This is a genomic window from Rhizobacter sp. P2_H2, assembly GCF_056403375.1.
The window spans coordinates 16855-27885 of record NZ_JBFUFP010000015.1 but is presented as its reverse complement, the minus strand read 5'-3'; the positions used below and the strand labels follow the sequence as shown (position 1 = coordinate 27885).

The following is an 11031-nucleotide window of genomic DNA, read 5'->3' as shown; positions in this document are numbered from 1 at the left end:
ATCGACGACCTGGTGGCCAGCGGCGACCGCGTCGGCGTGCACCTGCACTTCCGCGGCCATTTCACCGGCAGCTTCGCCGGCCGGCCGGGCAGCGGCCAGGTGGTCGATTTCCAGGCCTTCGATCTCTACCGCGTCGAGGCGGGCCGGATTGCCGAGAACTGGCATCTCGAAGACAACCTGACGCTGATGCAGCAGCTCGGCGTGATCGCCAACTGAACCCGCAGGACGCCCGATGAACATCACTTCCCTTCGCTTCGACGGCCAGCACGTCGTCGTGGTCGGCGGCAGCTCCGGCATCGGCCGGGCGGTCGCCGTGGCGGCCGAGGCGGCCGGCGCCCGCGTCACCGCGCTCGGCCGCCACACGCCGATCGCCTGCGACCTCACCGACGACGCGAGCGTCGTGCAGGCCTTCCAGCGCACCGGCGCGATCGACCACCTGGTGTTGACGCCCGGCGCACGCGTCGGCTCGCCGCGGCTCGAGCAGCTCACCGACGCCGAGCTGCTGACCGCCTACCAGGTCAAGCTGTTCGGCAGCCTGCGTGCCATCCGGGCGGCGCTGCCGGTGCTCGCGCCGACGGCCTCGATCACGCTGACCTCGGGCCAGCTGGCGCGCAAGCCGAGCCCCGGCGGGCTGCTGAAGGGCAGCCTGAATGCCGCGGTCGACGCCGCCGGCAGGCAGCTCGCGAAGGAACTGGCGCCGCGGCGCGTCAACATCGTCAGCCCCGGCGCGATCGACACGCCGCTGTGGGGCGCCGACGGCGACGCGGCCCGTGCGGCCACGCTCGCACGCGTCGGCGGCACGCTGCCGGTCGGCCGCGTCGGCCGGCCCGATGAACTGGCGCAGGCCTACCTGCTCGCGATGGCGACCGGTTTCATGACCGGCTCGGTGATCGACGTCGATGGCGGCGGCCTGCTGTGACGTCGTGTCGACGCTGAGACACTGGCGGGCATGGACCGCCTGAACGACCTGCGACTGTTCGTCGATGCCGCTGCGCTCGGCAGCTTCTCTGCCGCCGGGCGCAAGCACGGCCTGTCGGCGGCAGCGTCGAGCGCGACCATCCAGCGCATCGAGGCCGCGCTCGGCGTCAAGCTGTTCGAGCGCACGACGCGCCGGCTGCGGCTGACGGAAGAGGGCGAGGCCTACCGCCACTACGGGCAGCAGGCGCTCGACGCGCTGGCCGAGGCCGCGCAGGTGCTGCAGGCCGGCCACCGCGAGGTGCGCGGCACGCTGCGCCTGTCGGCGCCGTCGGACCTCGGCCGCAATGCGCTGCTCGCGCACCTCGACACGTTCCAGCAGCAGCACCCGCAGGTGAAGCTGGTGCTGAACCTCGGCGACACGCCAGCCGACCTGCTGGCCGACGACATCGACCTCGCGATCCGCTACGGCCAGCCGCGTGACAGCCGCATGGTGGCGCGCCTGCTGGCACCGAGCCGGCGCGTGGTGTGCGCGGCGCCGGCGCTGGTCGCGCGCGTGGGCCTGCCGGCGTCACCGGAGGCACTGGCCGCGTTGCCGACGCTGGTGCTCGTGACCGATGCCGGGCCGATGCAGGACTGGCGCTGGCGGCAGGGCGATGCCGCGCGCACGGTGCGCGTGGCCCGCACGCACGAGAGCAACGACGGCGATGTGATCCGCCGCTGGGCGATCCAGGGGCGGGGCTTCGCGTACAAGTCGCTGCTGGACGTGGCGGCCGACCTGCAGGCCGGGCGCCTGCTGACCGTGCTCGATGCGCAGTTCAGCGAGCCGGCACCGCTGAACGCGCTGTACCACCCGCACGGTTTCCAGCCGCCGCGCTTGAAGGCGCTGCTGGCGCACCTGCAGCAGGCCTTCGCCGGCTGACCCGCATCGTCGTCAGGCCGGGTCCTGCGGCGCCTCCCGCAGCACCATCGCCGCCGGTTTCGACATCGGCAGCCCCGCCTCGCGCAGCCCGCCCAGCACCGTGAACAGCAGCGCGCTCTTCACCGCATACGACTGCCGCGGCGACACCACGTAGCCGGTCGCGTTGAACACCAGGTTGCCGTTGTCGAAACCGTCGAGGTAGACCTTCGGCACCGGTGTCTCCAGCACGTCGTCGTGTTGCTCGAAAGCCTGCAGCAGCAGGTCGCGCACGCGTTCGGTGTCGGTGTCCAGCGGCATCGGCAGCTTGATCTGCACCAGCCCCAGCGGGCTCGCGAGCGTGACGTTGCGCACCGTCTTCGTGATGAACTCCGAGTTCGGCACGATCACCGTCGAGCGGTCGCCCATCTGGATCTCGGTGGCGCGCACGTTGATGCGGCGGATGTCGCCCTCGATGCCGCCGAGCGTCACCCAGTCGCCCACCTTCACCGGCCGCTCGGCCAGCAGGATCAGCCCCGAGACGAAGTTCGACACCACCGCCTGCAAGCCGAAGCCGATGCCCACCGACAGCGCGCTCGCGATCCACGCGATCTTGTCGAGCGCCAGCCCGACGGCCGACAGCCCGAACGCGATCGCGAGCACCGTGCCGACGAAGCCGAACAGCGTGGTGGTCGAGCTGCGCATGCCGGCGTCGAGCCGCGTGGTCGGCAGGAAGCTGCGTGTCAGCCAGCGCTTGAGCGCGCGCACCGCCAGCAGGCTGAGGCCGAACACCAGCAGCGCGCGCAGCACCGCCACCGGCCGCACCTGCAGCTCGCCGACGGCCACGCCGACGTCGAGCTGGCCGAGGCGCTGCCACAGGTCGCCCGGCCCCTCGCCGAACGGCGCAAGGATCAGCACCAGCGCCACCAGCAGCACCGCGAGCTGCAGGCTGCCCGCGCCGATGACGGCCACCTGGTTGCGCAGGTGCGAGGGTGATACCGCGGCATCCGAGTGCGCCTCGATCGCGCCATCGGGCTCCTCCGCGTCCGGATCGGTGAGCGGCGGCGAGCGCACCCAGGTGTCGAAGACATCGCCGACCAGCAGGTTCAGCAGGTAGGCGGTCAGCGAGACCGCGAACACCCAGACCACCTGGCGCGCGACGAAGCCGCCGAGCGCCACGTAGCCGACCACGATGCAGACGACGCTCGCCACCAGCGCGAGCCACACGCCGCCCAGCATCAGCGAGACCCACAGCGGGCGGGGCAGGGTGTCGAGCGGCGATGTGGGTTCCGGCGGGGGCTCGATGGCCGCAGCGGCGAGTGCTGCGCGCCGCAGCCGCTCGCCCGTGCGCAGGCTGCGGCCGACGACCAGCGCCAGCACCAGCGCATAAACGCAGTTGATCGCGACCTCGGCCGCGAGATCGGCCTGCGCCAGCACCGCAAGCCGCTGCATCARCCAGCCGGCCAGCGTGACGGCGCCGATCACCACCGGCTGCCGGCGCAGGGCCGTCGCCAGCGCATCGGGCATCGGCAGCAGCCGCCACGCCGGCCGGTCGGCCGACAGCAGCGCGCGCCCGAGGCCGGCGAGGTAGGCCGAGAACAGCACCGCGCCGAGGAAGCTCGCGAGCATGCCGTGCAGCGGCTCGGGCACCGGGCGCTGCCAGTTCAGGCCCAGCACCAGGCCCCACGCGACGGCCCCGGGAGCGAGCATCCACAGCAGCGTCTGCGCGAGGGCGTACAGCGTGCGGCGCACCCGCGCGGCCGGCGAGTGGGTGGCGACCAGCCGCGCGACGACGCGGCCGAGCGCGATGCGCAGCGCGATGCCGATCAGCGCGACGCCGAGCCAGGCCAGCCACGCCGCGGCCGACATGCGGGCGAAGGCCGCGGCGAGCTGGTCCTGCCACGGCGAAGGCGTCGCTTCGCCGGGCGAGAGCAGGTCGCGCAGGTCGTGCCAGAACGAGGTGCTGAGCAGCGCATCGGTACGCTCGAACAGGTGCGCCTGGAAGCGCGAGCGGCGCTGCCGCGCGGCCTGGTCGGCGAGCTGCAGGCTCTCGACCGACAGCAGCCGCGCGAGCTTGATGCGCGCGGTCAGGGCCTCGGTGGTCTTCTGCAGGCTGCCACGCTGGGTGGCGACATCGCTGTCTTCGCGGGTGCCGTCGGGGGCGGCGCCGAGTTCGGTCAGCCGCGCCTGGGCGCGCGCGAGTTCGGGGGCCTGGGCTTGCGCGATCTGCTCGGCGTTGTGCTGGATCTCGAGCAGCGCGTCGCGCATCGCGACCAGCTCGGCATCGGGGCTGTCGGCCTGCAGGCGCTTCTCGATCGAGTCGACGCGCAGGCGGGCCGCTTCGAGGGTGGCGTCGGGGTCGTCGGCGGGCTGGGCGCTCGCGGTGACGGTGGCGGTGAGGGCGCCCAACGCGAACAGCAGCGTGAGCAGCAACGAGCGCGTGATCCGTGTCAGAAAGGAAACAGCCTGTGGTCGGCCTGGCATGCGATCGGCTCCATTCGAGAGGGCAGCGGGAATCGCGCATCCTGCCACCGTGGTGCAGGGCTTGGCAAACGAGGTGCCAAGGGGGCCTGCGGACATCACCGCATCGTGGCAGCCATGCCGGTGATCAAGCGGTCGAGCAGGCGGGCGTAGCCGCGCGCGTCCTCGCGATGGACCGTGTCGAGCAACTCGGGCCAGATCTCGCTCCACAGCGACCGCAGCGCATGGCGTTGCGCTGTGTCCTCTTGATCGCGAACGCTCTGCACGCCGGCGCAGGTCTTGTCCAAGGACTGCCGCAACACCCTGGCGACGTCGGCACGGTCACAGGTGCTGGCGCGATCCGCGAGCGCCATTGCGTCACGCAATGCCTGCGGGCGCAGACGTGGCTTCAGGTATTTCTCCACCACCCTGAAGCGGACATCGCGGGAAAACGCCACGACCCGGCGCGGATGGCGGCGCAGCTTCTTCAGAGCGGACCGATACGCGTCGATGTCGTGCTCGTCGATGGCACGCTGCAGTGCGGCCAGGCACGTTGACGCCGCCCGACCCGACAGGCCGGTCGAGACGCTGGTGGATGCCGGGACACCTTCCCGCAAGGTCGCCAGGTGGCTGCGGAGCTTTTCCAGGTGCGCGGTCATCGTGTTCGCCACGCTCGTGTTCAGCGCCAGGATCGACTCAGTCACAAGGCATGACAAGGCCTGGAGCGGACCGGATTGGCTTTCCCATGCCTGCGCCTTCAACTGGAGTGACGCGAACATCAGCGCGGCTTCGAAGCTTCCGAGGTCGTTCCGTGAGGTGGCCTCTTCGAGGTCGGACCGGAGTTCTGCGCTGAAATGCTCCAGCACGCAACGCGTGACGTGGGGATCGGCGTCATCGCAGAGGGCATCGAATGCCGCGGGCAGCGATCTGCTGCGATGGCGGTAGTCGGCGAAGAGCATCGTCACTGTCTCATTCAGCGCGATGTCCAGATCGACCCGAGCCTTCTTCAGAGATGCATCGATCTGGTCCTTCTTCAGCTTCGCGGCCACTGTATCGATCGGCTCGACGGTTCCGTGGTGTGGTGGCTCGCCGAGCCACAGCGCAAGAACACCGTCCACGCACGGCGCGTCTTGCAGCAGTGCGCGCGTGTCGGTGGCCAGGTTCAGCAACAGCTCACCGAACTCGTGCTGCTGTGCCGACTGCAGCTGGGGAAGGGTCGCGCGCCACAACGCACGGAGATCCGACCGGAGCCCGGGTGGACAGGCCTCGACCGCGCGCGGGAACCCGGCCTGGAGAGCCTTCAGCGTCGGCATCAGGAGTCGCGCGTCGACCGTCCGTCCAGCTGCGTTCCTGGTTCGAAGAATCCCGGGAGGCCTCGGTTCCGAGGCGGTGGAACCGGATGGGATGACGGGCAGAGGACCTTGCCGGTTCAGGGCCGCACTGTTCATGCTGAAGGCGAGAGTGGTGCTTCCGCCCTGAGTGGCCGGTTTCGGGCATTCGTTCCCGGCACCGCATTGATTGATGGCGTGCTTCTCAGAAACGGAACGAGACGCCGAYGCCCCACTGCAGGTCGGGCGTGTCGCGGGTCAGCCCGCGCGACGCGGCGATGTCGAGCTGCAGCGAATCGTTCACCAGCCAGCTGGCCCCGAGGTCGAAGCTGACGACGTTGCCGCCATGCGCCCGGCTTGCCAGTTGCTGGCCGGCGATCTCGACGAAGGTGTGCCAGGCCGGCGACCAGCCCTTGCTGAGCGTCACCGCGAGGATGCCGGCGGTGAAGCGCGAGCCGTCTTCGGTCTTGTCGGCGACGAGGCCGGGCATCACGCCGATCGACATGTCATCCGGCAGGTCCCATTCGGCGACGAAGCGCAGCGACAGGCGCAGGCCCTGGCCGCGGAACGCGGTGGAGCCGGTGTCGAGGTCGACGTTCGCCAGCCAGGCCATGCCGGGCGTGCCGCGGGCCTCGTCGCCCTCCTGCATGCGCCACTTGATGCCGATCGAGGTGTCGGCCATGCCGCGCTCGGTGTCCGTGCGCAGGAAGCCGTCGGTCTCGACGCGGAACTCCATGTCGTCGCGAAAGCCCAGCCGCAGCAGCGTCGGCGTGCTGCGCGTGCGGGTCTTCAGGCCGTCGGCCTCGTTGCGCTCGAAGCCGAGGCCGGTCTCGATCTGCACACGGCCGCGGCCGACGACCTCGCTGGATTCGACGAAGTCGGGGCGGTCGGTGGTGATGCTGTCGGCGGCGCGCGCATGGTGTGCGGCCAGGGCACCGACCAGCACGGCGGTGGCGATGGTCGCCGCCCGCGTTGGCGAAAGGAGGGCTGTCTTCATCTCGTCTCCCCGGCGAGAGGGTCCCGCACCCCCCATGCTATCGGCGGTGCCGGCACCGAACTGAAGCTGGCTTTCAGGCAACTCCGCTCAGCGGAACTGCCACGCCATCGTCACCCGCACGCTGCGCGGCTCGACCGGATGGACATGCTGGTCCGCCACCGGCGCCGTCTCGCCCGCCCGCTGCGACTCGTACCAGTAGTCGATGTCGCTCGCCGCGCGGTTGAACAGGTTGAACACGTCGACGTTGAACGTCAGGCTGCGCGTTGCACGCCAGCCGCCGCGCAGGTAGGCCAGCGTCGTCGCGCTCGACCGCTGCGAGCCGTCCTCGATCAGGTCGCGCGACCCGAAGTGCCGCAGCTGGAACTGCCCGAACCAGGGCGACGCCGCATCGGCCCAGGTGAGGCCGGCCGACAGCACGCGGTTGACCGCCCCGGGTACGTGATCGCCCTCCGGCGCGCTGTCGGTGAAGCGCGCGCGAGAGGCCGCCAAGTCCACGTCCAGCAACCAGCCCTTCCACGCCCGCCCCCCCAGCGCCTCCAGCTGCCAGTGGTTGTTCCACTCGACGCCGCTGCGCCGGCTCGCGCGGTTCGGCTCGGTGGTGCCTGCATCGCCGACGAAGACCAGCTCCGAATCCAGGTCCAGCCGCCACAGCGCAAGCGAGCTCTGCAGGCCCGGCACGATTTCGCTGCGCAGCCCCAGTTCGCCGCCGCGGCTGCGCACCAGCCCGGGCACCGGATCGGCGGCCGCCGTCGTGCCACGCGCGTCGTTGCTGTGGAAGCCGCTGCCGTAGTTGGCGAAGAACTCGGTCTGCGCCCATGGCCCGAAGATCAGCGACAGCTTCGGCGACGCGATGCCGTCGCCCACGCGGCCGCTGTTGCCGGCCACCGAGCTGTCGACGGAGAAGTGCGCCCGATCGGCGCGCAGCCCGGCCACGCTCCTCAGCCACGGCGTCCAGTTCGTCGCCCATTCGCCGTAGACGCCGGCCGATGCCTGCCGCACCTGGCTCTCCTGTTTCACCGCCAACCGCTGCCCGTGCGCCGCCGCATACAGCCCGACGGGGCTCAACTGGTCATGCCGCAACTGCAGCCCGAGGCTGAACTGCTGCTCGCGCCCGCCCAGCTTCACGTTCCAGTGCCGGCTCGCCTCGCCGCCCAGCACCTGGCGCCGCTCGGCCTGCTCGAACTGGTCGCCGTTGACCGGATCGTCCATGAGGTAGGTGAAGTCGGAGAACAGGTTCAGCCGCGAGCGGATCGCGTACGCGCTCACGCGCCAGTCGCCGTCGTCCAGCAGCCGCGTCTGCTGCGCCGACAGGCTGATGCGCTGCGTGCTGCCGCCGTCGCTCGGGTCCAGCGTGCCGAAGCGGCCCACCGTGCCGTCGTCCACCGCGCGCTGCGGGATCTGGTCGGTCGCCGACCAGCGCGAGTCGTAGGCCATGAAGCTCAGGCTGCGCGAGCCGGCCGCGTTCCGTTCGCCATAGCGCAGCCAGCCGTTGACCTTGCGCAGGCGCTCGGGCTGCTCCCACGGGCCGTCGTTGCCGTGCAGTTCCAGCGCGCCCAGCAGGTGGCCCTCGCCGAAGGCCGTGCTGTCGGCCAGCAGCGCACGCCGGTAGCCGTGCTCGCCCAGCGTCAGCTTGGCGGTGCCGCGCGGCATCTCGTCGACCAGCGCGATGCGCGCCGTGCCGGCCGATGCGAAGTCGCCATCGGCCGCGAAGTACGGTCCCTTGTGGTAGTCGATGCGCTGCACCAGCTCCGGGATCAGGAAGTTCAGGTCGCTGTAGCCCTGGCCGTGTGCGTGGCTCACCATGTTGACCGGCATGCCGTCGACGAAGCTCGCGAAGTCGGTGCCGTGGTCGAGGTTGAAGCCGCGCAGGAAGTACTGGTTGGCCTTGCCGTCGCCGCTGTGCTGCGTGACGATCAGGCCGGGCACGAACTCCAGCACCTCGGCCGGCCGCAGTGCCGGGCGGTTGGCGATCAGCCGGGCGGTGACGCTGCCTTCGCTGGCGGCGCTCGACGTGCCGACGCCGTTCAGGTAGTGGCCGATGACCTCGACGGGGGGCAGGGCCGCTTCGCTCGCCACCTGGGCACTCGCTGTTCCGAGCCTGATGTCGAAGGCGCGTTCGGTCAGCCACACCACCGCGACCAGCACGATCAGCGCCGAGCCGCCGCGCAGCAGCACATGCCGGTAGAAGCGTGTCGTTCGCAGCACCCAGACGCTCGCCACGAAGGCGGCGACGATCGCGAGCTGCCCCAGTTCAACACCGAGGTTGAAGCCGAGAAGCGGCAGCGCGAGTGCGCCCTGCGCGAGCCCGGCGTCCTTCAGCGCGCCGGCGAACCCGAAGCCATGCACCAGCCCGAACGCGAAGGTCAGTTTCCAGCGGCCCTCGCGCACCATCGGCACCAGGTTGTTCAGCGCCGCGAACACGACGCTGGCGGCGATGATCGATTCGACCCAGCGCGACGGCGGGTTCACGAGATCGAAGGCGGCCAGCGCCAGCGTGATCGAGTGCGCCACGGTGAAGGCGGTGACGACGCGCAGCACCTCGGCCAGCACCGGCCGCAGGCGCGGCGATGCCAGCACGGCCGGCAGCAGCAGCGCGAGCAGGAACAGGATGTGGTCGCTGCCGATCAGGATGTGGTGCACGCCCTCGGCGACGAAGCCRGCGAAGACGGGCCCGGCAGCCGTGCCGAAGCTGCGCGGCGCATCGCCGGGCACCAGCACGGCGGTCTCATCGCGGCCCTGCTGTTGCACGCGGACGATGCCGCGGTGCGTCGGGTCGCTTTGCGCGAACAGCTGGTAGACGGGCGTCAACGACTGGACCGGTGCGGGGCAGGTCCAGCGTCGCGTCAACACCGCATAGTGGCCGTCGCTGTGCTCGTCGAGCTGCTGCGCGCCGCTGGCGCCGGGCGCGCACGGCGCGCCGTCGGCCTGCACCGACAGGCCTTGCAGAGACAGCCGGTCGATGTCGGCCCAGCGCGTGCGCACCTCGCCCCAGGCGAGCTGCCCGTCGTCGTCGGCATCGAGTGCGAGTTCGCGTTCCAGGTCGCGCAGCGCGATGTCGAAGCGCTGTTCCACGATGGCGCCATCGACCTTCAGGTGGACGTAGGCGTCACTCGGCTTGTGGGCCTGCGCGAGGAGCGGCAGCAGGCCGAGGCAGGCGATCAGCAAGTGGCGCGCATTCATGAGCCGCTCCCGGCGAGCGCCTGCAGGCGCGCATCCTGCCAGCCGGTGTCGCGGACCCGTTGCCACACCGGCTGTGCCGCCTGCGGTTGCTTCGCCGCCAGCGCGGCGCGTACCAGCAGCAGCGCGTCGGCCGGTTCCTTCTGGACGGCCCAGTTCGCCTGCGCGCTCGACAGCGCGGCGGGCGCGTCGCCCAGCAGGTCGAGTTCGTAGCGCGCTTGCTCGCGCGCGTGGCTGCGGTCGCCGCGCAGGCGGGCCGCGTCGAAGCGAGCGCTCAGCGTGGCGATGGCCTGTGGCGCGCGGGGATCGGCGCTGCGCTTCCAGGCGATCGCCAGGCGCAGCAGCAAGGCGTCCGCATCCTCGCGGCCGGCCAGCAGCGCTGCGGCATCGCGCTCGCGGTGTTGCGCCAGCAGCCAGTCGGCGCAGGCGGCCAGCGTGTAGACGTCGGGTGGCGATGACGCTGCGATCGCGCGCCGGTACAGCGCATCGGCCGATGCATCGCCGCGGCGCTCGGCCAGTTCGGCCTGCACGAGCGCCAGCCAACCGGTGTCGGCGTCCGGCTGCCGGGCCAGTGCGGCCAGCGCCGCCGCGGCGGGTTCGGCCCGGCCTTGCAGGCTCATCAATTCGGCACGGCAGACCTGCGCCGGCAATTGCACCGCGCTGCCGAGGGCCGCGTAGTGCGCTCCCAGCAGGCGTTCGCAGCCGGCATCGGCCTCGCGCCAGCGGCCTTGCACCTGCAGCACCGAGGCACGCGTCAGCTCGGCCTGGGCCTGGATGGCCAGCGGTACCGGTTGCGGGCCGGGCTGCAACAGCGCATCGAGATCCTGCAGGGCCGGCCCGAAATCGTGCTGGCTCTGCCGCACGATCGCGCGCAGCAGGCGCACCGGCGCCGGGGGATGGGGCTGGGTCCACCACGGCGCCAGGGCGGCCTGGGCCTGGCCGAGTTCGCGTGGGTCGCCGTCGCGGCGCGCGCGTTCGATGGCGTCGTGTGCCAGCCGCGTCGCGAGCTGCAGTTCGGCCGGGTGCTGGCGCAGTTGCTCGCGCAGCGCGCGTTGCTGCTGGCGCTCGGCGCTGCTGCCGATGCGGGCCGGCAGGCGCTCGACGATGGTGTCGTCGCCGGCTGGAACGAAGGGGGCGGCGTGGCACAGCGCGGCATGCAGCAGCGCCACCGGCCACCACCGGAAGATCGAGCGAATCATCATCACCTCGGCTGGAAAAGGGTCCGTCGCCCGGATCGGCATCCGGACGACGGGTTC

General features: G+C 71.3%; 8 protein-coding genes. 3 read left to right on the top strand and 5 right to left on the bottom strand.

Annotation, left to right across the window (positions count from 1 at the left end; translation table 11 throughout):
* From AC1D15_RS02755 to AC1D15_RS02745, 3 genes are all read left to right on the top strand, one after another.
* A partial coding sequence (locus AC1D15_RS02755; RefSeq protein ID WP_477824832.1) for an ester cyclase occupies positions 1 to 216 on the top strand: 216 nt, incomplete at its 5' end.
* A gap of 16 nt (positions 217 to 232) precedes the next feature.
* On the top strand, positions 233 to 919 hold the full coding sequence (locus AC1D15_RS02750; protein WP_477824831.1) for an SDR family oxidoreductase: 687 nt from the start codon (positions 233 to 235) through the stop codon (positions 917 to 919).
* A gap of 30 nt (positions 920 to 949) precedes the next feature.
* Complete coding sequence (locus AC1D15_RS02745) at positions 950 to 1837, top strand: LysR family transcriptional regulator (RefSeq protein ID WP_477824830.1); 888 nt, start codon at positions 950 to 952, stop codon at positions 1835 to 1837.
* A 12-nt stretch (positions 1838 to 1849) separates the two neighbouring features.
* On the opposite strand, the gene AC1D15_RS02740 is transcribed toward AC1D15_RS02745, so the two are convergent.
* The 5 genes from AC1D15_RS02740 to AC1D15_RS02720 form a co-directional block, all read right to left on the bottom strand.
* A complete protein-coding gene (locus AC1D15_RS02740) occupies positions 1850 to 4297 on the bottom strand; it encodes a DUF3772 domain-containing protein (protein ID WP_477824829.1) in 2448 nt (815 codons plus the stop codon).
* 95 nt (positions 4298 to 4392) lie between these two features.
* Positions 4393 to 5586, bottom strand: a complete 1194-nt coding sequence (locus AC1D15_RS02735; protein ID WP_477824828.1) for a hypothetical protein — start codon at positions 5584 to 5586, stop codon at positions 4393 to 4395.
* Positions 5587 to 5806: 220 nt separating this feature from the next.
* Positions 5807 to 6598: a transporter gene (locus AC1D15_RS02730; protein ID WP_477824827.1), complete on the bottom strand. Its 792-nt coding sequence runs from the start codon at positions 6596 to 6598 to the stop codon at positions 5807 to 5809.
* 87 nt (positions 6599 to 6685) lie between these two features.
* Positions 6686 to 9778: a TonB-dependent receptor domain-containing protein gene (locus tag AC1D15_RS02725; protein WP_477824826.1), complete on the bottom strand. Its 3093-nt coding sequence runs from the start codon at positions 9776 to 9778 to the stop codon at positions 6686 to 6688.
* Positions 9775 to 10974: a hypothetical protein gene (locus AC1D15_RS02720; RefSeq protein WP_477824825.1), complete on the bottom strand. Its 1200-nt coding sequence runs from the start codon at positions 10972 to 10974 to the stop codon at positions 9775 to 9777. Before AC1D15_RS02720 ends, AC1D15_RS02725 begins: the two co-directional genes overlap by 4 nt.
* Positions 10975 to 11031 lie beyond the last annotated feature (57 nt).

What these genes read in the sequence shown, in the direction of transcription:
- AC1D15_RS02745 (WP_477824830.1), top strand. Translation starts at nt 950, where the DNA reads ATGGACCGCCTGAACGACCTGCGACTGTTCGTCGATGCCGCTGCGCTC.
- AC1D15_RS02750 (WP_477824831.1), top strand. Translation starts at nt 233, where the DNA reads ATGAACATCACTTCCCTTCGCTTCGACGGCCAGCACGTCGTCGTGGTC.
- AC1D15_RS02720 (WP_477824825.1), bottom strand. Translation starts at nt 10,974, where the DNA reads ATGATTCGCTCGATCTTCCGGTGGTGGCCGGTGGCGCTGCTGCATGCC.
- AC1D15_RS02735 (WP_477824828.1), bottom strand. Translation starts at nt 5,586, where the DNA reads ATGCCGACGCTGAAGGCTCTCCAGGCCGGGTTCCCGCGCGCGGTCGAG.